Raw genomic sequence first — 19,869 nt, 5'->3', positions numbered from 1 at the left:
ACGAGTGAGAGCGACAACCATGGCGAACATCACGATCATCGGCGGCGGACTGGCCGGCCTGACCGCGGCGATCTCCGCCGCCGAACAGGGCGCCCACGTCACCGTCCACGAGGCCCACTCCCACGCGGGCGGCCGCGCCCGCTCCGCCTCCGGCCCCTACGTCACCAACGACGGGCCGCACACCTTCTTCGACAACGGCGACGCCTGGCACTGGCTGCTGCAGCGCGGACTGGCCGGCCGCTACGTACGGCTGTCCTTCCACGAGTGGACCCGGATGCGCTTCCGCCACCAGGGCCGGCTGCGGATGACCCTGCCCGGCGGCTACATGCGGATGACCTGGATGCACCGCGGCATCGACGTCCCCGTCGACCGCTCCTTCCAGGACTGGGCGAGCGAACGCTTCGCCCAGCAGACCGTCGACGAAGCCCTCGGCTTCCTCGGCCCGATCCTCTTCGACGGCGACCCCGGACGCCTCTCCGCGGCCTTCGTGTGGGAACGCCTGCTGCGCGTGGGCACCCCCCGCTTCCCGCTGCCCAGCCGCTACTTCATGGGCGGCTGGGGCGCGCTGATCGCCCGCATGGAACGCGTCGCCCGCGCCCGCGGCGTCGTCATCGAGACCGGCTCCCGGCTGACCGAACTGCCCACCGGCGGACCGGTCATCGTCGCCACCTCCCTCGCCGCCGCCCGCAGCCTGCTCGGCGACGACTCCCTGCAGTGGCCCAGCGGCACCGCCGCCCTGCTCGACATGGCCGTCACCCACTCCAAGAAGGACGGCAACGTCTCCTTCGACATGGACGAGGGCGGCTTCACCTCCCAGTACTCCGACCACGACCCCTCCCTCGCCCCCGAGGGCCAGGCCCTGTTCCAGGGACAGATGCCGATCAGGCCCGGCGAGTCGAAGGCCGACGCGCTGGCCCGGCTGGAGAAACTCTTCGACCTGACCACCCCCGGCTGGCAGCAGCGCATCCTGTGGCGCCGCGAAGGCGTCTCCCGGGGCCGCACCGGCGCCCTCGACCTGCCCGGCCTCAGCTGGCGCGACCGGCCCGCCGTCGACCGCGGGGACGGGGTGTTCCTGGCCGGCGACAGCGTCGCCGCCCCCGGCATCCTCGCCGAGACCTCCATCAACAGCGCCCTGCGGGCCGCGGAACTCGCCCTCAGCGCCCGGCCGGCCGCGCACCACTCCGCGGTGCTCGGGCGATGAGTGAGCCTCGCGTCCCACCCCACCCCGTTAGGGAGCGCAGCACATGAGAATCACCCTGTCCGAGCGCGGCACCCCGGACTGGCAGACCGCCGCGGACCTGGCCCGGCTGGTCTTCGCCAAGCAGTACCGGGCCAGCATCACCCCCGACCCGGACGGCTTCCTCGCCTTCTTCGAGACCGCCGCCGACGGCCAGGAGGAAGTCCTCGCCTGCGCCGGCCTGTCCTTCCCCGAGGAAGAGACCATCCTGCTGGAGCGCTATCTCGACGCGCCCGTCGAAGACGTCATCACCCAGGCCGTCGGCGCCCCCGTCAAACGCTCCCAGGTCCTGCAGATCGGCTCCATCGCCTCCGTACGGGCCGCCGCCGGCGCCGAGATCATCAAAGCGATCCCGCTGATCATGGCCTGCCTGGGCCGCCCGTACGCCGTCATGACGATGACCGGCCGGCTCGCCGCGCTCATGCAGCGCCTCGGCTGCGTCTTCCACCCCCTCGCCGACGCCTCCCTGGAGCGGCTGCCCGCCGACGAACGCGCCTCCTGGGGCACCTACTACGACACCCGGCCCGTCGTCGGCTACGCCGAGGCCGCCGAACAGTCCACCCTGCTGCTGGCCGCCATCGGCCGCTACTGCTTCACCTCGGTCGACATGCGGCTGCTGAGCAACCGCCCGGCACAGCAGGGGGTGCTGACCCGTGCCGCCTGAGACCGCACCCCTGTCCCTGGCCCGCGGACTGCTGCGGCAGGCCGACAGCGACGCCGTCATGGTGCGCGTCCTGGCCGCCGACGGCGGCGAGGGCACCACCCACAGCTACCGCGACCTCCTGCGCACCGCCCTGGCCCTGGCCGCCGACCTCACCGGCCTGGCCCGCACCCTGGGCCGCCCCGCCCGGGTGGGACTGCTCGCCGAGAACTCCCCGGAATGGGTCGTCGCCGACCTCGCCGCCCTGTTCGCCGGCGCCGTGGAGATCCCCGTACCCACCGCCTTCACCGCCCAGCAGGCCGCCTCCCTCCTGGAGAGCGCCGACCTGTGCCTGACCGACACCGCGGGCAGCGCGGCCCTGGCCCGCTGGAGCACCGACACCCCCGACCCCGTCCTGCCCGCCGGCTGCCCCACCACCGCCCTCGACCTGCCCGCCCTGCTCGCCCGGCCCCCCGTCCCGCACCCGCCCGTCCCCGACCACGACGCGGTCGTCAAGGTCATCCACACCTCCGGCACCACCTCCGCCCCCAAAGGCGTACAGATCCGCCGGCACGGCCTGGACGCACTGCTCACCTCGCTGCGCACCCGCACCCGCCCGGCGATCTTCGAGCGGTACCTGTCCATCGTCCCCCTCAGCCTGCTCATCGAACAGGTCGCCGGCCTCTACATGCCCTTCCTGGCAGGCGGTTCGGTCTCCTTCCTGCCCCCCGGCACCGCCCTGGTCGGCACCGCCGCCGACGCCGCACCGCGCATGCTCACCCTGCTGCGAGCGGCCCGCCCCACCGCCCTGGTCGTCCCGCCCACCGTCGCCGGCCTCTTCCTCGCCGTGTGCGACCAGCAGCCCGCCGAGAGCGTCACCGAACGCCACCGGCGGATCTTCGGCCACGACGGCCCGGTCTTCATCGCCTGCGGCGGCGCCCCCGTCCCGCCCGAGATCCTCCAGCGCCTGCACGCCCACGGACTGACCGTCCACGAGGGCTACGGACTGAGCGAGAACTCCTCCGTGGTGTCCTGGAACTTCCCCGGCGAAGTCCGCTTCGGCACCGTCGGCCGCCCCCTGGACCACGTCCACGCCGAACTCGCCGACGACGGTGAACTCCTCATCCGCAGCACCTCCCTGTTCGCCGGCTACACCCGCGAGGACCCCTCCAGCGTCGTCGTCGACGACCAGGGCCGCCTGCACACCGGCGACCTCGCCGAGATCGACGACGACGGCTACCTGCGCATCACCGGACGCAAGAAGAACCTCGTCATCACCGCGGGCGGCCGCAACGTCGCCCCCGAATGGGTCGAGGCCCGCTACCGCGAACTCGGCTTCGTCCGCGAGGCCGCCGTCATCGCCGACGGCCTCGACGACGTGCACGGCCTGTTCGTCATCGACGCCGCCCTCGACCCCGACACCGCCCGCGGCCGCATCACCGAATTCGGCCGGCGCAGGCTCTCCGGCATCGAACGCGCCGCCGTCGTCCACCTCATGTCCGAGGACGACCCCGCCTACGCCACCTGCTTCACCGTCACCGGACGCCCCCGCCGCGACGTCATCCGCCACCACGTCCTCGGCCCGGCCCCCGCCACGGCCGCGGCGTCCCCGAGCAACCAGAACAAGGAGAAGGCATGAGTACGGCTGTGCAGACCACGCCCTACGGCACCGGCAGCGGCCTGCTGGTCCAGCCCGCGGGCCCCGGCGGCCTCGACGCCATCGACCCCAAGGAACTGCGCGACCTCCTCGCCCAGGCCGGGTTCCTGCTGCTGCGCGGTTTCGGCGCCGACATGGACGCCTTCACCGCCCTGGTCCAGAACACCTCCACCTCCACCACCCTCGACCCCGCCCGCGACTTCTACTCCGAGGTCGCCCAGAAGGTCGACGCGGGCTTCGACGAGGTCGGCCTGCACACCGAGAACGGCAACAGCCCCTTCCGCTCCCACCTCGCCTGGTTCTTCTGCGAGAAGGCCGCCTCCACCGGCTCCCAGACCACCGTCTGCGACGGCTACCGCGTCTGGGACGCCCTCAGCGAGCAGGCCCGCACCGCCTTCGCCGCCCAGGACATCGTCTACAGCCGCTACGTCGGCGAACCCCAGTGGCGGGCCATGGCCCACCACCTGCTGGGCCGCACCAAGCCCGCCGACCGGATCCAGGTGAGCGAACTCCTCGCCCTGGCCGGACAGCTGCCCGGCACCGAGATCACCCCCCAGGACGACGGCGGCGTGCGCTACTCCTTCCGCACCCCCGCCGCCGGCCCCACCGTCTTCGGCCCCCGCCCCTCCTTCGCCAACAGCATCCTGGGCCCCTCCTTCAACTACGAGAAGCCCACCATCACCTTCGCCGACACCACCGAACTGCCCGCCCCCCTGCTCGCCGAGGTCGAAGAGGTCACCGCCCGCCTCACCGAGAACCTCGACTGGCAGGACGGCGACGCCGCCGTCATCGACAACACCCGCGTCATGCACGGCCGGCGCGCCATCACCGACCCCGACCGCACCATCTACAACGCCCTCAGCTACATCGAGGCACCCGCCGCCTGACCGGGCCGCCCCCGCCCCGCACACCAGCCCCCAGGGGCGGCGCCGGGGCGGGGCGGGAGACAGACCCGTCCGAGAGGGAGCCATGACCACCGACCACCCCGCCGCCCGCACCCAGGACCGCACCCCCGACACCGACACCGACGCCGCCGCGGCCGACCCGCGCCGCTGGCGCCTGCTCGTCTTCGTCGCCCTCGCCCAGTTCATGGTCCTGCTGGACACCACCGTGGTGAACCTCGCCCTGCCCGCCGTCCAGAGCGACCTCGGCGCCGGCCCCACCGCCATCGAATGGGTCCTGACCTCCTACATCCTGTGCTTCGGCGGCCTCATGCTGCTCGGCGGCCGCACCGCCGACCGCTGGGGCAGACGCCGCACCTTCCTCCTCGGCGCCCTGCTGTTCACCGCCGCCTCCCTGCTGTGCGGCCTCTCCCGCGACGCCGGCCTGCTCATCGCCGCCCGCGCCCTGCAGGGCTGCGGCGCAGCCTTCCTCTCACCCGCCGCGATGTCCCTGGTCACCACCACCTTCCCGCGCGGCCGCGAACGCACCACCGCACTCGCCGTCTGGGCCGCACTCGCCGGCCTCGGCGGCACCCTCGGCGTCATCGCCGGCGGCCTGATCACCGACAGCCTCAGCTGGCGCTGGATCTTCTACATCAACCTCCCCTTCGGCGCCGTCGCCGTCGCCGGCGTCCTGCTGCTCTCCCGCGGCCGCCCCGACACCGCCGTCCGCGGCTCCCGCCCCGACCTGGCCGGCGCCGCCACCGTCACCGCGGGCCTGGCCGCCCTCGTCTACGCCATCGTCAACATCCAGGACCACGGCGCCGCCTCCCCGCCCTACGTCCTCGCCCCGGCCGCCGCCGCCCTCACCCTGCTCGCCGCGTTCCTCCTCATCGAACGCCGCGCCGCCGACCCCCTGCTGCCCCTGCAACTGTTCGCCACCCGCTCCCTGGCCACCGCCGGCCTCGGCCGCGTCCTGACCAGCGCCGTCCAGGCCTCCGTGCTCTTCCTGTGCAGCTACTACCTGCAACGCACCCTCGGCTACTCCACCCTCGCCTCCGGCTTCGCGTTCCTGCCCCTGGGCATCGTCGCCATCCTGGTCACCGCCCCCGCCACCCGCGTCATGCACCGCGCCGGCCCCCGCCCCGTCTACCTCGCCGGCGCCGCCGGCTCCCTGCTCGGCCTGCTCCTGCTCACCCAGGCCCCCGCCCACGGCAACTACCTCCTGCACCTGCTGCCCGCCCTGCTCATCCTGGGCGCCTCCATGCAGTGCTGCGGCATCCCCGTCAACGTGCACGGCGTCTCCGACATCCCGCCCCACCAGCAGGGCATCGCCTCCGGCGTCCTGGTCGCCGCCTTCCAGGTCGGCGCCTCCCTCGGCGTCGCCACCGTCGCCACCAGCGCCCTGACCCGCACCACCAGCGAACTCACCGCCCACACCACCCCCGCCCTGGCCTGGCTGGACGGCCTCCACCTCGGCTTCTGGATCGCCGCCGGCATCGGCGTCCTCAACCTCCTCACCGCCTGCTTCGGACTGCCCCGCCACCCCACCACCCGCACCGCCTGACCCACCCCGCCACCCCCCTCACCGGACGAGAAGAGGCACCCGATGGCCCGCCCCGGAGACACCCTGCGCCTCGGCAAGGACACCCTCACCTTCCTGACCACCGCCGCCGAGACCGGCGGCGCCTACGTCGAGGTCGCCGTCGAATACGCGCCCGCCGTCATCAAACCGCCCCAGCACTACCACCCCCGCCAGACCGAACACATGCGCCTGGAAAGCGGCCGCCTGAGCCTCCAACTCGACGGCACCCTCCACGAGTACGAGCCCGGCGCCGACTTCCACATCCCCCCGGGCGCCGTCCACTCCATGTGGAACCCCGGACCCGACACCACCCGCGTCATCTGGCGCACCACCCCCGCCTACCAGACCGAAACCGTCTTCGAGACCCTGTGGGGACTGACCAACGAAGGCCGGCTGCGCCCCGACGGCACCCCCCGCCTGCAGATGCCGCTGCTCGCCCTCGCCTTCCGCGACGAGTACCGCGTCGTCACCGGCCGCCCCTTCCCCCTCGACATGGGCCTGTGCCTGCTCCTCGCCCCGCTCGGCCTGGCCTGCGGCTACCGCCCCACCTACCGCCCGCCCCAGGACACCCCCCGCCTCCAGCCCACCGCCTGAACCGGCCCCGCACCAAGAGGCCCCGCACCAAGAGGCCCCGCACCAGGCGGTTCGAGCCGGAAACGAGGCCCGAGCGAGCGCGCCGCCCTAGCGTCGGCGGCAACCGAACAGGCCGATGCGTGGAGGAATGGTCATGGCCACCGAAGCACACGAATTCACCCTGCCCGGCGCGGATCTCCCGCAGCCCGACGCCGAACTGCGCAAGAAGCGCGAGGCGGTCGTCCTGCAGCACACGGTCGCCGAGATCGCCTGGGACATCGACGGCGTGCTGGCCACCTTCCCGCGCGGCGGCGTCTACCGCATCCAGGCCTTCGAAGAAGGACCGCTGATCGGTGAAGAAGCCATCAAGAAGGGCTACTTCGCCGAACTCAAGGCCGCCTTCCCCGACCTGGAGCACGACCTGCACCACGTCCACCACACCCCCACCGCGGTGATCCTGGAGGCCCAGGCACGCGGCAAGCAGCACGCCGACTGGCGCGGCATACCCAACCGGGGCAAGTCCATCGACGCCCCCGTCGCCGTCTTCTTCCACTTCGACGGCGACGTCCTCGTCGACGAGACCCTCTACTTCGACATCGCCACCTTCCAGCGCCAGCTCGCCTGACCGGCCCCCGGCCCGGCCGCCCCCGCCGCGGAGCCCGCGCACCCACACCGGTACGCGGGCCCCGCGGCGCCGCCGTGCCCGCCGCGGGGCCCGCGCCCACCGGCGCTCGAGGAGGAGTCGAGTACGCGTCCGTAGCGTCGTCGGCGCCGGACCGGCCCGGTGGCGCCGGGTGCGCCGGCGCAGGCCGGACAGGTCACGGCGAGGAGCATCTCGCACTGACCAGCCTCCAGAAAGGATGCTCGATGAGCACCGTCAACCCCCCATCCCCGGGCGGTGAAACCAAGAGGGTGGTCTTCTGGGCCATCCTCACCACCAGCCTCGCCTCCTTCATGGCGGGACTGGACAACCTCGTCATCATCACGGCGCTGCCCACCATCCGGGAGAAACTCGGCGGCAGCCTCACCGACCTGGAATGGACGGTCAACGCCTACACCCTGTCCTTCGCGGTCCTGATGATGTTCGGCGCCGCCCTCGGCGACCGCTTCGGCCGCCGCAAGGTCTTCAGCCTGGGCCTGCTGCTGTTCACCGCCGCCTCCGCGGCCGCCGCCCTCGCCCCCGGCATCAACGAACTCGTCGCCGCCCGCGCCGTCCAGGGCGTCGGCGCCGCCATCATCATGCCGCTGTCGGTGACCCTGCTGACCGCCGCCGTGCCCGCCGAGAAACGCGGCGCGGCCCTGGGCATCTGGGGCGCCGTCAACGGACTGTCCATCGCCGCCGGCCCGCTGGTGGGCGGCGCCATCGTCGAACACCTGTCCTGGCAGTGGATCTTCTGGCTGAACGTACCCATCGGCCTCGCCCTGGCCCCGCTGTCCTTCCGCAAACTCGCCGAGAGCCGCATCGCCCACTCCCGCCTCGACGCCGTCGGCACCGCCCTGGCCAGCCTCGGCCTGTTCGGCATCGTGCTGGGCCTCATCAAGGGCCACGGCGACGGCTGGACGTCCCCGCAGGTCCTGGGCGCCCTCATCGGCGGCACCGCCGTGATGGCCGTCTTCGTCGCCTGGGAGAACCACACCGAACACCCCATGGTGCCGATGCGCATGTTCCGCAACCGCGCCTTCACCGCGATCAACCTGGCCGGCGCCCTGATGTCCGTCGGCATGTTCGGCGCGATCTTCCTGATGACCCAGTTCCTGCAGAACATCCAGGGCTACACCGCCATGCAGGCCGGCGTCCGCCTGCTGGCCTGGACCGCCATGCCGATGGTCGTCGCCCCCATCGGCGGCATGGTCTCCGACCGCATCGGCGGCAAACCCGTGGTCACCCTCGGCCTCGCCATGATGACCGCCGGCATGGTCTATTGGGCCTTCGTCCTCGAACCGGACGTCTCCTACGCCGCCCAGCTGCCCTCCCTGATGATCTGCGGCGCCGGCATGGCCCTGTTCTACGCCCCGCTGATGAACCTCACCATGGGCTCGGTCGCCGAACACGAACAGGGCATCGCCTCCGGCGTCACCGCCGCCACCCGCGAGGTCGGCGCAGCCCTCGGCGTCGCCCTGCTCGCCTCCATCTTCAGCGCCAACGGCGGCTACGCCTCCCCGCGCGACTTCGTCGACGGCCTCGTCCCCGCCATGTGGGTGGGCGCCGTCGCGGTGGCCCTGGCGACCTTCTCCATGCTGCTCGCCCCTCCCGCCGGCCGGCCGCCGCGCCCGCCGCCGCCCCGGCCGCGCCGCCCGGCCGGCACCACACCCCGGCCGCCGACCAGCACGCCCCGGCGGGGGAGAACACCCCGGCACCGCTGCACTGACCCGCACACCCACCCGGGGTCCGGGGCCCCACCGGCCGCGGACCCCGTTCCGTCGACCCGAACCGAGGAAGCATGGCCATTGAGGAGATGAAGGTCCGCGACGCCTTCCGGATCACGCCGTCGCAACTCCCGGACAACCGGGGCCGGTTCTTCGAGGCCTGGCGCATGGGCGAACTGACCGGAAGCAGCGGCCAGCCGTTCACCGTCCGCCAGGTCAACTTCTCGGTCTCCCACCGTGACACGCTGCGCGGCATCCACGGCACCACCCTCCCGCCCGGCCAGGCGAAACTGGTGACCTGCGTCCGCGGCGCCGCCCTGGACGTGGTGGTCGACCTGCGCGTCGGCTCCCCGACGTTCGGCATGTTCGACACCACCCTGCAGGAGGCCGGCTCCGGCATCGGCGTCTACCTCGCCGACGGCCTCGGCCACGCCTTCCTCGCCCTGACCGACGACACCTGCATGAACTATCTGTGCTCCGAGGAGTACGTGCCCGGCACCATGGTCGACATCCAGGCCCTCGACCCGGCCATCGGCATCCCCTGGCCCACCACCACGGGCCTGATCCGCTCCGAGAAGGACGCCACCGCCCCGAGCCTGTCCGAGGCCGTCGAACGCGGCCTGCTGCCCACCTACGAAGAGGCCCTCACCTCCTACGGCCCCTCCTGGCAACTCCCGCACCCCCAACACCTCACCCGCTGACCCCGCCCCGGGACGCCCGCAGCCGCCACCCCGCCCCGACACCGGGCGGAACGGCACCCCGCGCCGGCACCGGGCGGAACGGCACCGCGCGCCGGCACCGGGCGGAACGGCACCGCGCGCCGGCACCGGACCGAATGGCACCGCGCCCCGGCCCACGGCGAACGCCGCACCCGCGCACGCGGGACAGCACGCGCCCGAACCCGGCGCCCAGGAGGGCGAGTTCCTTCCCGCGCCCGCACGTCCACGGCCGGCCGGGCCCGTCACCACGGCGCCCGGGAACGCAGGAGGGGCGGGCCCACGTTCCGCCCCGCCCCGGCCACGGCCGAGCCCGTCGCGCCGACCCCCGGCACCCGGGGGAGCGGGCCCCGCGGCCCCGCACGGTGCACCACCGGGCTCGTCACCGGACGCACCGCCCAGGCGCCCGGGATGCCGAGGTGCGCGCTCACCGCGAGTCGCAGCCGTAACGGCTCACCGACAGCGGTCCGTTGGGCCCTGGCGATGGCGGGCCGCCGCCAACGGGGGAGCGGGCCCCGCGCCCCGCGCGGCGCGCCGCCGGGCTCGTCACCGGACGCACGCTCCGGCACTTGGGACGCCGATGCGCGCTCGCCGCGGGCCGCAGCCGGGGCCCCGGTTCGACGGCCCACCGTCCGGGTGCCGTTGGGCCCCGGGCGCGGTGGCCCGTCGCCAGACAACCCTGGTCCCGGCGTCCCGGCAGGCCCTGGCCCGTTCCGGCGGGCTCCTGCCCGGTCCGGCGGACCCCTCACCCGGTCCTGGTGAACCCCTGGTCCGGCCCTGGCTGCCCTCTCTCCCGACCCCGACAGGACCCGCGCCCGTTCCCGGCTGGCCCTCGGGCGGCCCGGTGTTCCGGCTCCGCCCCACGCTCTCTTGGCCCATGGTGCGGCGCGTGCTGTCGCAGGGGTGCCTCACCCGACGGGGGAGGCCGCCGGCGCCACGGCGGCCCGGACCCGGACGGTCCGGACCCGGCCCAGGCCCGGGCCGAACCCGGCTCCTGGTCCGCCGCCGCAGGCATGCCGGTGTCCCGAAGACCCGCAGGGGTTTTCGGGGCACCGGTCGGTGCGCGGCCGCGGGGCCGCCGGGGGCTCACGCGGTCACAGGGCGGCCCTGTGTTTGAGCGGTTCCCACCAGGAACGGTTGTCGCGGTACCAGGCGAAGGTCTCCGCCAGGCCCTGGGTGAAGTCCTTGCGGGGCCGGTAGCCCAGCTCGCGGGAGATCTTGCCGCAGTCCACCGAGTAGCGCAGGTCGTGGCCGAGCCGGTCGGGCACGTGCTCGACGCTGTCCCAGCCCGCTCCGGCCAGATCCAGCAGCAGCGTGGTCAGTTCCTTGTTGCTCAGTTCGGTGCCGCCGCCGATGTTGTAGACCTCGCCGGGCCGGCCGCCGGTGCGGACCAGTTCCAGGCCCTGGACGTGGTCGTCGATGTGCAGCCAGTCCCGTACGTTCAGTCCTTCCCCGTACAGCGGGACGCGGTGTCCGTCGAGGAGGTTGGTGACGAACAGCGGGATGACCTTCTCGGGGAAGTGGTGGTGGCCGTAGTTGTTGGAGCAGCGGGTCACCCGTACGTCGAGGCCGTGGGTGCGGTGGTAGGACAGGGCCACCAGGTCGGAGGAGGCCTTGGAGGCGGCGTAGGGGGAGTTGGGCCGCAGCGGGTCGCTCTCCGGCCAGGATCCCTCGGCCACGGAGCCGTAGACCTCGTCGGTGGACACGTGCAGGAAGCGGGCGCGGCCGCCGGGCCGGCGCAGCGCCGCGTCCAGGAGGGTCTGGGTGCCGAGCACGTTGGTGGTGATGAACTCGGCGGCGCCGAGGATGGAGCGGTCGACGTGGGACTCGGCGGCGAAGTGCACGATCTGCTCGTGTCCGGCGACGAGTTCGGCGACCAGGCGGGTGTCGCAGATGTCGCCCTGGACGAAGCGGAAGCCGGGGTGGCCGCGGACCGGGTCGAGGTTGGCGGGGTTGCCGGCGTAGGTGAGTTTGTCGAGGACGGTGACGTGGACGTCGCCGGGGCCGGCCGGGCCGAGCAGGGTGCGCACGTAGTGCGAGCCGATGAACCCCGCGCCGCCGGTGACGAGGATGCGTGTGGTGGTCATGAGGAAATCTGCACCTTGCTGTGGTCGCCGAGGATGAGGCGGTGGGCGGCGGGGATCCGGGGGGCGGGGGTCACCTCCACGTTGCGGCCGATGATGGAGGCCTCCACGCGGCGGGCGCCGTGCACCGAGGAGCCGTCCAGGACGATGGAGAACTCGATCTCGCTGTCGGTGATGCGGCAGTCGGGGGCGATGGAGGTGAACGGGCCGACGTAGGAGCCGGTGATCACGCTGCCGGTGCCGATGACGGCGGGGCCCACGATGCGGGAGCCGGTGACGCGGGCGCCCTCGTCGATCCGTACCCGGCCGATGATCTCGCTGGTGTCGTCGACGTCGCCCTCGATGCGGGGTTCGGCGTGTTCCAGGACGGACCGGTTGACCTCCAGCATGTCGCCGACGTTCCCGGTGTCCTTCCAGTATCCGGAGATCGTCGTGGAGCGGACGTCGCGGTCGTGGTCGATCAGCCACTGCAGCGCGTGGGTGATCTCCAGTTCGCCGCGCCAGGACGGCTTGATGGCGCGGACGGCCTCGTGCACGGCGTCGGTGAACAGGTAGACGCCGACGAGCGCGAGGTCGCTCCTGGGGTGCTCCGGTTTCTCCTCCAGGCCCACGATCCGTCCGTCGGGGCCGAATTCGGCGACCCCGAACTGCGTCGGGTCGGAGACCTGGGTGAGCAGGATCTGGGCGGCGGGCCGCTGCGCGCGGAAGGCGTCGACCAGGTCGGAGATGCCGCCCACGATGAAGTTGTCGCCGAGGTACATGACGAAGTCGTCGTCGGCGAGGAACTCGCGGGCGATGAGGACGGCGTGGGCCAGCCCGAGGGGCGCGGACTGGGGGATGTAGGTGACGGCGAGGCCGAACTTGGAGCCGTCGCCGACGGCTTGCGTGATCTCGTCGGCGGTGTCCCCGACGATGATCCCGACCTCGGTGATGCCCGCGTCCGCGATCGCTTCCAGGCCGTAGAAGAGCACCGGCTTGTTGGCCACGGGCACCAGCTGCTTGGCGGATGTGTGGGTGAGGGGGCGCAGGCGGGTTCCGGCCCCGCCGGAGAGTACGAGAGCCTTCATGAAGGTGACGCTAGGAGCGGGCACTTGAGCCGGGATCGGGGATGGGCCGGGCCCACAGGCGGCCTCCAGGGCGGCTCGAGACGCGATGGGGATCCTCGGTGGGCGGCGGCCGGCGGCGTGTGCCCGGGGTGACCCGTGGGGGCGTCCTCGCCCGCCCGTCCAGTGACGCGAGCCCAGAGAGGCACAGGCATGGCAGCCAACCACCGTGAACTCGTCCAGCGCTTCGTCGACATGATCAACAGTCATGACGTGAGCACCATGAGCGCGCACACCGCGCCCGGGCACATCGACCACAACCCGGTCGTCGAGGACGGCATCGAGGCCAACACGGCGTTCTGGGAGCAGATCTTCGCCGCGTTCCCCGACGTGAAGGTCGTCACCCACGACCTCGTCGTGGAGGGGGACCGGATCGCGGGCCGCTTCGAGTACTCCGGCACCCACCGGGGCACGTTCTTCGGGGTCGAGGCGACCGGGCGTCCGCTCAGCTTCCAGTCGATCGACTTCTGGCGGGTCGAGGACGGGCTGCTGGCCGAGCACTGGGACCAGCTGGACATGGCCGGTCTCTTCCGCCAGCTCGGCGTCGACATCCACGCCGGCCAGGAGGCGTGAGCGCATCCCTGGCGGGCGTTCCCTGCGGACGCGGGCGGCCCGGCACGCACTCGGTGCGTGCCGGGCCGCTTTCCTGCCCCCGGCCCCGCCGCGCGGTGACGGCCGCCGGTCAGGTGGCGGCCGGCCGGAGGAAGGGACCGCAAGGAGGGTGCCGGGGGAGGGGAGGGGGCGGTCAGGGGGCTGCCGGGCGGGCGGCGGCCTGTTCGACCTCGTCCACGAGCCGGGCGTGGTCCAGGACGGCCTCGGTGTGCGGGGTGAAGTCCTCGCCGTCGAGGACGGCGCGGGCGAAGACGCCCGCGATGTTGGTGAAGTGGGCGTCGGGCGCGAGGCGGATCTCCTCGACGCCGGCGCCGCGTTCGACGTGCAGGACGGGCACATGCTCGTCGGGGGTGCTGAAGGCGCGTTCCAGGCGCAGCCGTCCCCGGCTGCCCCACAGGTCGTATCCGCTGCGGTAGGCGTGCTCGACGCCGTAGGCGAGCTGGGCCGCCGCCCCGGAGGGCGCCGTCAGCAGGGCGCCGCCGGCGGGGGCGGGTCCGTGCGGGCCGGCCGCGCGGACATGGGCGCCGGCCACCCGCAGGCCGGGGCCCAGGAAGAGCCGGGCGGCGCGCAGCGGGTAGGCGGCGACCTCGGGCAGGGTGCTGGCGCGCCGATGGGTGCCGTCGCTCTCGCGGCGCAGCGGGATGCCGAACTCGGAGCCGAACAGCTGCAGTTCGCCGATCAGCCCGTCGTCGAGGAGCCGGCGGACCCGGGCGTGCTGGGAGTGGTGCAGGAACATGAAGCTCTCCATCAGCAGCAGGCCGCGCTCGCGGGCGAGACAGACCGCCTTGTCCGCGTCGGCGTACCGCAGGGCGAACGGCTTCTCGCACAGCACGTGCTTGCCGGCCGCCAGCGCCCGCAGCGTCCACTGCGCGTGCAGCTCGGGCGGCAGCGGCAGGTACACCGCGTCCACGTCCTCGCGTTCCAGCAGCCGTGCGTAGCCGGTCACCGGCGTGCCGCCGAACCGGTCGGTGAACGCGCGCGCCCTGGCGGGGGTGCGGCTGGCCACGGCGGTCACCTCGACGAGCGGCTGGCGGGCCATCGAGGGCAGCATGCGCCGCCCGGCGATGTCCGCGCAGCCCAGCACGCCGATCCGCAGCACCGGGCCCCTCGGTCCTCCCGGCCCGCTCACCGGGCGTACGTCCCGCCGCGCGCCCACGCCGCGCGCAGTCCGGTCAGCAGCGTACGGGCCTCGATGTTGAGGTAGTTGCTGTGCCGCAGCAGCGCCGACATCTGGTCGGCGGTCACCCACAGGAAGTCCTCGGGCACGTCGACGGGGAAGTCGTCGCCGACCTCCATCAGGACGTAGCGGTTGCCGGCGTGGTGGAAGCGGCCGCCCTCCTCGGACTGCACGGTGTCGTAGAGCAGGGAGCCCGGAGCGGCCCGCAGGACCAGGTCCAGGAACTGCGGCCGGCTCGGCGCGGGCAGGGTCAGCGCGCGGCCCGGCTGGCACTGCACGGTGGGGCCGAGCTCCGCGACGTCCAGCACGCCCGCCTCGGAGCGGGCGTGCGCCAGCAGGTGCGGCACACCGCCGATGCGGCGCACCAGGAACGCGGACAGGCCCTGTTCGGCCGGTGCGAGCAGCGGCTGGGTCCAGCGGGTGACCTCGCGGTTGGCGGCGGCCACGGACGCGGCGATGACGGTGAAGTGGTGGCCGCTGTCGTGGGAGATCCCGTCCTCGGTGCGCCGCCAGCGCCGGACGGCCGACAGCGGCATGCTGGTCTGCACCAGCTCCCGGTGCGCCTTGATCTCGGTGAGGCGGTTGAGGAGGTGTTCCATGGAGTGCAGCGGGGGCCCCTCGTCGGCGAAGGACGGGATCAGCGACAGCACGGTCCGGGCGTCCATGTTGACGACGTTCGACTCGTGCAGCAGCTGATGGATCTGACCGAGCGTCAGCCATACGAAGTCCTCGTGCGCGGGCACCGGGCCGAGCGCCTCCACCACCATGTTCCGGTTGCGCTTGCGCAGGAACCAGGAGCCCTGTTCGGACTGCAGGGAGTCGAACAGCACCCGTGAGGCGGTCCGCGGCGGCGCGAAGTACTCGATGTGCGTGACGGGGGCGCCGCGGTGCACACCGGTGTAGTTGCTGCGGGTGGCCTGCACGGTGGGGGACAGCTGGACGGTCTCGATGTTGCCGGGTTCCATCTTGGCCTGCATCAGGCAGTGCAGGACGCCGTCGAACTCCTTGACGACGATGCCCAGGATGCCGATCTCCGGCTGGTTGATGATGGGCTGCGACCAGGACGCGGCGTGCCCGTTCCACTCGGCGCGCACATGCAGGCCCTCGACGGAGAAGAACCGGCCGCTGTCGTGCACCAGGTTCCCGGTGGCGCCCTGGAAGCGCCAGCCGACCAGTTCGCGGAAGGGGATGCGCCGCACCTCGTAGCGGTTGGCGCGGCGCTGCTCGGCGAACCATTCGCGGAAGACCGGATTGGGTGTCACCGGGCTGTCCAGGGTCTGGGCCGACAGTGTGAAGCGCCGCCCGAGGCCGGTGAGGGCGCCCGGGGGCACCGCGTGGGTGATGGTCATCGAACATGACTCCTTCGCCGTGTCCCGTGCGACCGGGGCCGGGCCGCCGCCCCTGACGATCCGCCAGGGGGATCGGCCGTTGCTGGAGGGCGCCTCGAAACGTCCCGCACGGCGGCTGGAGCCGCCCCCGCCGCCGGGGCCGGGGGAGCGGGCCCCGGGCCCGCCCACCAGGGCCGACCTGCCGTCCAAGACTCGGGTGTTGTCAGCGCTAGAATTATTGTCAGTGGTAGACAACGGGGGTGGGCGTCCTTACGCTGAGGCGGTATGAGAATCCTCTTTGCCAGCGCGGGCAACTTCGGGCACGTGTATCCCCTGCTTCCCTTGGCGAAGGCCGCGCGCGCCGCGGGCCACGAGGTGGTGTTCGCCACCGGCGAGCAGCTCCACCCGGCCCTGCGGGCCGCCGGCCTGGAGCCGGTGGCGGCGGGCCGCTCGGTCCCCGAGGCGTTCATGGAAGCAGTGCGCGGTAGTGACTCCCTGGAGCACGAGGGCGCCGACCTGGGCGCCCAGGACGTGCCGCCCGAGGTGCTGGCGGACCTGCATGTGAAGGTGTTCGGTTCGGTGCTGCCCCGCTGGGTGGCCGCCGACCTCGCCCCCGTCCTCACCGGCCTGCGCCCCGACCTCGTCGTCTACGAGGCGATGAACCCGGGCGCCGCCTTCGCCGCCCGGCTGGCGGGCGTGCCCGCCGTCGCGCACGGCGTCGGGGTGATGGCGATGGGCGCCGAAGAGGCCCGCATCCAGGAGGAGTTGCTGGCCACCGCCGCCGACCTGGGCGTGGACGTGCCGTACGGCCGGCTGCTGGCACTGGCCGCCACCTACATCGACATCTGCCCGCCCAGCCTGCAGGACCCCGGCTTCCTGGCCGCCCCGCTGCCCCGCATCGAGCAGCGCCCCGTCGCCTACGGCGAGCCGGGCGAACTGCCGGCCGGCATCCGCGACGCGGACGGCCCGTTCGTCTACCTGACCCTGGGCACCGCGCTGGGCTCGGTCGACGTGCTGCGCACGGTCATCGACGGGCTGCTGCCGCTGCAGGTGCCGGTCCTGGTGGCGACCGGCCCCGTGGTCGCCGTCGCCGACCTGGGCGAACTGCCCGAGCGCGTGGTGGCGGTGGAGTGGGTGGCCCAGCCCGAGGCGCTGCGGCGGGCGGCCCTGGTGGTCCAGCACGGCGGCGCGGGCACCACACTCGCCGCGCTGGCGGCCGCCCTGCCCCAGCTGATCCTGCCGCAGGGCGCCGACGGCCCCGCCAACGGCACCGCCGTACGCGACGCCGGCGCCGGCGAAGTGATCTTCGCCGGTGATCTGACGGCCGACGCGGTCACCGAACAGGCCCGCCGCATCCTGGGCGACGAGAGCTACCGGGACGCGGCCCGCAAGGTCGCCGCCGAGATCGCCGCGATGCCCGACCCCGCCGAGACCGCCGCCCGCCTGCCGCAGTTCACCACCCGGCCCGCCTGACCCGCCTCGATCGCCCGAACGGCCCGAACCCCTGGGCCCGTTGGGCCCGTCCGCCTCCGGGTGCCGATCCGCCGGCCGCCCGGTCCACGGCTCCGGTGCGCGCGTGCACTCCCCCGGTACGCGCGCACCGGATGCCCCCCCGCCCGCCGCGGGGCACGGCGCCGGTGCCCTCCGGCTCCCGGCCGTACGGCGCCGGCCCGCACCGCCCGGCCCCCGGGTGCCCGTACGGCGGCGTCCGCCCGGACGGGGATGCGGGTGTCCGGCGACGTGCACGGCACGCGCCGAGCCGCCGTGCCCCCGAGGCCACCGTCGTCCGCCGTCGTCCGCCGTCGTCCGCCGTACGGCGGGTCCTCCGCCGCGCGCCGCGTCCTTTCGCGGTACGCGCGGGCGGCCGGAGCACCCCGCGGCGCCGGGCCCGCAACCCGGTGACGGGATGGCGGAGTTGGGGGGGCGCTGGGGGTGCGGGTGTCCGGTGACGTGGTACGGCGGGCGCCGGGCCGAGGTGCCGAGGTCGCCGGGAGTCGCCGTAGGGCGCGTCCCCCCGCCGCGTGTGGCGTCCTTTCGCCGTACGGTGCGGGCGGCCGGCGTGCCCGGTGGCCCCGGGCCCCGCAACCCAACTGGCCGGGCGGCGCAGTTGGGGACCGGGGGTGTGGGTCAGGGCAGGGCGAGAGGGCGGGCGGCGGGTGTGCCCGCGCGGGCGGCCGGGCTCTTCGGCAGGTCGTCGGCCGGAGCGAGTGCCAGGTCGTCGACCGGGGTGTGCGGGGGCGAGGTCACCAGTGCCGTCAGTGCGGCGCGCAGCGCGCGGGCGAGCTGTGCGGCCTGTGCCCGGGGGAGTCGCGCGGAGGCGAACTCCAGGCTCAGCAGCGGGTGTTCGTGCCAGCGCAGCACCGTCAGGGCGGCGTCCGCGGTGACGGCGCCGGAGTGTCCGTGATGGAAGCGCGCGGTCAGGGCGCCCGTCCGCAGGCTCGCGGGCAGCAACTCGTCGCGGGCCGCGAACGTCACCCGCGCCGGGGCGGGAGGGAGAGGGCCCGAGGGTGCTGCCGCACCGCGCACCGCCGCGCCGTCGTCCGGATCCGCGTACTGCAGCGCCTCGCTGAACGCGCAGGCGACACCGCGCAGGAAGTAGTCGACGCCGCCCTCCAGTTCACAGACCACCGGGGCGGTCGCCGCGCACGGCACGACGGTGCCGAGGAGTTCCGCGGTGGGCCGGCCCGGCATCTCGGCATCCACCAGCAGCCGTTCACGGCCCGTGCGCCGGCCCACGGCCAGCGCCCAGGCCGCCAGCAGCACCGTGCTGTGCGGCACGCCGGCCCGCCGGGCCGTCGCGTCGGCCGCGTCCCGCAGCCTCGTGCCGAGTCCCAGCAGCAGCCGCTCGCCACGGACGTCGCGGGCGGCCGCCGGTGCTGACCCGGGCATTCCGGCGCGGGCGGCGGCCACAGCGCGCCGCAGCCCGGCAGACTCGGTGTGGTCGGTGCGGTCGGCAGACTCGGCGTGTCGGGGGTGTTCGGGGTGCGGGGCGCGCTGGGGGTGTTCGGGGTGCGGGGCGGCTCCGGGCGGCAGCATCCGTACGGGGCCGCCCGGAGCCGCCCCGCCGCGGCCGGGTGTGTCCGGGCCGGGCCGCGGCGCACGGTCCAGCGGGCGGCGGCGCACGGCGCGGTCGTAGTCGGCGAGCAGTTCCTGCCACACCAGGGCGGCCGAGCGGCTGTCGGCCACGGCGTCGTGGTGGACGAACGACAGCAGATGGCGACCGGTGGCCAGCGGGGTCAGCGCGAAGGCCAGCGGCGGCAGGCCGGGCCGGGTGACCAGCCGCCCGGCCCGCACGGCCAGCCGCGCGTGCGCCGCCGCCACCAGGTCCTCGCCCGGGCCCCCGGCCACCGCCTCCAGCGTGACCAGCGACGGGGGGCAGACGGCGAGCACCCGCCGCACGGGCCCGCGCGTGGTGGCGGCGAACGCGGTCCGCAGGCCCTCGTGCCGAGCGCTGAGGGCGGCCAGCGCGCGGCGCAGCGCGTCCGTGTCCAGCGGGCCGGACAGTTCGGCGCTCAGGATCCGGGTCACCGCCCCGGCCCCGGCCTCCCGTTCGGCGGCCAGCGCCGCCGACTGCCCCGGCAGCAGCGCCCGTACGGCCGCTCCCCGCTCCACGCCGCCCGCGGCCCGCACCGGGGCGGGCCGCGCCCGGGCCAGTACGTCAGCGAGGGGGGCGGGACCCAGCAGCTGCGCCAGGTCCACGGCCAGGCCCAACTGCCGCTCGGCGCGCGCCTGCAGCCGTACGGCCTGTCCGAGGCCGCCGCCCAGCGTGATGAAGGGGGACCCCGCCGCCCCGGCCGGCAGGACGCGCCGGTCGCCGCCGATGACGTCCGCGGCCAGATCGAGCAGCTCCTCCAGGGGAGTCGGCGTCAGCATGGGTGGCCCTCTCTGTGGGCAGTCGTGCCCCGATGC

Annotated in this window: 16 protein-coding genes; 11 read left to right on the top strand and 5 right to left on the bottom strand. The window is 74.1% G+C overall.

Features of this window, described 5'->3' with window-relative positions; all coding sequences use genetic code 11:
• Nucleotides 1–4 precede the first annotated feature (4 nt).
• The 9 genes from OG776_RS00785 (at nt 5) to OG776_RS00745 (ending at nt 9,641) form a co-directional block, all read left to right on the top strand.
• On the top strand, nt 5–1,201 hold the full coding sequence (locus OG776_RS00785; RefSeq protein WP_329318148.1) for a phytoene desaturase family protein: 1,197 nt from the start codon (nt 5–7) through the stop codon (nt 1,199–1,201).
• 43 nt (nt 1,202–1,244) lie between these two features.
• On the top strand, nt 1,245–1,901 hold the full coding sequence (locus OG776_RS00780) for a thermostable hemolysin (protein ID WP_148014878.1): 657 nt from the start codon (nt 1,245–1,247) through the stop codon (nt 1,899–1,901).
• Nucleotides 1,891–3,516, top strand: coding sequence for an AMP-binding protein (locus OG776_RS00775; RefSeq protein ID WP_329318145.1), 1,626 nt, complete (start codon nt 1,891–1,893; stop codon nt 3,514–3,516). The genes OG776_RS00780 and OG776_RS00775 overlap by 11 nt, the downstream gene beginning before the upstream one ends.
• A complete protein-coding gene (locus OG776_RS00770; protein WP_329318143.1) occupies nt 3,513–4,421 on the top strand; it encodes a TauD/TfdA family dioxygenase in 909 nt (302 codons plus the stop codon). Before OG776_RS00775 ends, OG776_RS00770 begins: the two co-directional genes overlap by 4 nt.
• An 82-nt stretch (nt 4,422–4,503) precedes the next feature.
• Nucleotides 4,504–5,982 (top strand): MFS transporter, encoded by a 1,479-nt coding sequence (locus tag OG776_RS00765; RefSeq protein WP_329318141.1) that lies wholly within the window; start codon nt 4,504–4,506, stop codon nt 5,980–5,982.
• Nucleotides 5,983–6,024: 42 nt separating this feature from the next.
• A complete protein-coding gene (locus tag OG776_RS00760; protein ID WP_329318139.1) occupies nt 6,025–6,594 on the top strand; it encodes a cupin domain-containing protein in 570 nt (189 codons plus the stop codon).
• Nucleotides 6,595–6,727: 133 nt separating this feature from the next.
• Entirely contained in the window at nt 6,728–7,198 is a 471-nt protein-coding gene (locus OG776_RS00755) for an ester cyclase (protein WP_148014789.1), read from the top strand.
• A gap of 242 nt (nt 7,199–7,440) precedes the next feature.
• A complete protein-coding gene (locus OG776_RS00750; protein WP_329326299.1) occupies nt 7,441–9,033 on the top strand; it encodes a DHA2 family efflux MFS transporter permease subunit in 1,593 nt (530 codons plus the stop codon).
• Nucleotides 9,015–9,641, top strand: coding sequence for a dTDP-4-dehydrorhamnose 3,5-epimerase family protein (locus tag OG776_RS00745; RefSeq protein ID WP_329318135.1), 627 nt, complete (start codon nt 9,015–9,017; stop codon nt 9,639–9,641). Before OG776_RS00750 ends, OG776_RS00745 begins: the two co-directional genes overlap by 19 nt.
• A 1,109-nt stretch (nt 9,642–10,750) precedes the next feature.
• Here the strand turns inward: OG776_RS00745 and rfbB are convergent.
• Both rfbB and OG776_RS00735 read right to left on the bottom strand, forming a co-directional pair.
• Entirely contained in the window at nt 10,751–11,743 is a 993-nt protein-coding gene (gene rfbB, locus OG776_RS00740) for a dTDP-glucose 4,6-dehydratase (RefSeq protein WP_148009549.1), read from the bottom strand.
• Entirely contained in the window at nt 11,740–12,807 is a 1,068-nt protein-coding gene (locus OG776_RS00735; protein ID WP_329323603.1) for a glucose-1-phosphate thymidylyltransferase, read from the bottom strand. Before OG776_RS00735 ends, rfbB begins: the two co-directional genes overlap by 4 nt.
• 189 nt (nt 12,808–12,996) lie before the next feature.
• Between OG776_RS00735 and OG776_RS00730 the strand changes: the two genes are divergently transcribed.
• Nucleotides 12,997–13,416 (top strand): ester cyclase, encoded by a 420-nt coding sequence (locus OG776_RS00730; RefSeq protein WP_148009551.1) that lies wholly within the window; start codon nt 12,997–12,999, stop codon nt 13,414–13,416.
• 172 nt (nt 13,417–13,588) lie between these two features.
• Here OG776_RS00730 and OG776_RS00725 read toward each other — a convergent pair whose 3' ends face one another.
• Complete coding sequence (locus OG776_RS00725) at nt 13,589–14,554, bottom strand: Gfo/Idh/MocA family protein (RefSeq protein WP_329318132.1); 966 nt, start codon at nt 14,552–14,554, stop codon at nt 13,589–13,591.
• Nucleotides 14,555–14,580: 26 nt separating this feature from the next.
• Nucleotides 14,581–15,981 carry an NDP-hexose 2,3-dehydratase family protein gene (locus tag OG776_RS00720; protein ID WP_148014956.1) on the bottom strand — a complete coding sequence of 467 codons (1,401 nt, stop codon included), beginning with the start codon at nt 15,979–15,981 and terminating at the stop codon, nt 14,581–14,583.
• 264 nt (nt 15,982–16,245) lie between these two features.
• On the opposite strand from OG776_RS00720, the gene OG776_RS00715 reads away from it, so the two are divergent.
• The gene (locus OG776_RS00715) at nt 16,246–17,433 is read left to right on the top strand and encodes a glycosyltransferase (protein ID WP_148014957.1); all 1,188 of its coding nucleotides are present in this window, start codon (nt 16,246–16,248) and stop codon (nt 17,431–17,433) included.
• 654 nt (nt 17,434–18,087) lie between these two features.
• Here OG776_RS00715 and OG776_RS00710 read toward each other — a convergent pair.
• Nucleotides 18,088–19,833 carry a hypothetical protein gene (locus OG776_RS00710; protein ID WP_329318129.1) on the bottom strand — a complete coding sequence of 582 codons (1,746 nt, stop codon included), beginning with the start codon at nt 19,831–19,833 and terminating at the stop codon, nt 18,088–18,090.
• Nucleotides 19,834–19,869 lie beyond the last annotated feature (36 nt).

It is taken from the genome of Streptomyces sp. NBC_01689 (assembly GCF_036250675.1).
Classification (GTDB): domain Bacteria; phylum Actinomycetota; class Actinomycetes; order Streptomycetales; family Streptomycetaceae; genus Streptomyces.
This window is presented reverse-complemented; position numbering and strand designations above follow the sequence as displayed.

What these genes read in the sequence shown, in the direction of transcription:
- OG776_RS00780 (WP_148014878.1), top strand. Translation starts at nt 1,245, where the DNA reads ATGAGAATCACCCTGTCCGAGCGCGGCACCCCGGACTGGCAGACCGCC.
- OG776_RS00770 (WP_329318143.1), top strand. Translation starts at nt 3,513, where the DNA reads ATGAGTACGGCTGTGCAGACCACGCCCTACGGCACCGGCAGCGGCCTG.
- OG776_RS00765 (WP_329318141.1), top strand. Translation starts at nt 4,504, where the DNA reads ATGACCACCGACCACCCCGCCGCCCGCACCCAGGACCGCACCCCCGAC.
- OG776_RS00760 (WP_329318139.1), top strand. Translation starts at nt 6,025, where the DNA reads ATGGCCCGCCCCGGAGACACCCTGCGCCTCGGCAAGGACACCCTCACC.
- OG776_RS00755 (WP_148014789.1), top strand. Translation starts at nt 6,728, where the DNA reads ATGGCCACCGAAGCACACGAATTCACCCTGCCCGGCGCGGATCTCCCG.
- OG776_RS00750 (WP_329326299.1), top strand. Translation starts at nt 7,441, where the DNA reads ATGAGCACCGTCAACCCCCCATCCCCGGGCGGTGAAACCAAGAGGGTG.
- OG776_RS00745 (WP_329318135.1), top strand. Translation starts at nt 9,015, where the DNA reads ATGGCCATTGAGGAGATGAAGGTCCGCGACGCCTTCCGGATCACGCCG.
- rfbB (WP_148009549.1), bottom strand. Translation starts at nt 11,743, where the DNA reads ATGACCACCACACGCATCCTCGTCACCGGCGGCGCGGGGTTCATCGGC.
- OG776_RS00735 (WP_329323603.1), bottom strand. Translation starts at nt 12,807, where the DNA reads ATGAAGGCTCTCGTACTCTCCGGCGGGGCCGGAACCCGCCTGCGCCCC.
- OG776_RS00730 (WP_148009551.1), top strand. Translation starts at nt 12,997, where the DNA reads ATGGCAGCCAACCACCGTGAACTCGTCCAGCGCTTCGTCGACATGATC.
- OG776_RS00720 (WP_148014956.1), bottom strand. Translation starts at nt 15,981, where the DNA reads ATGACCATCACCCACGCGGTGCCCCCGGGCGCCCTCACCGGCCTCGGG.
- OG776_RS00715 (WP_148014957.1), top strand. Translation starts at nt 16,246, where the DNA reads ATGAGAATCCTCTTTGCCAGCGCGGGCAACTTCGGGCACGTGTATCCC.
- OG776_RS00710 (WP_329318129.1), bottom strand. Translation starts at nt 19,833, where the DNA reads ATGCTGACGCCGACTCCCCTGGAGGAGCTGCTCGATCTGGCCGCGGAC.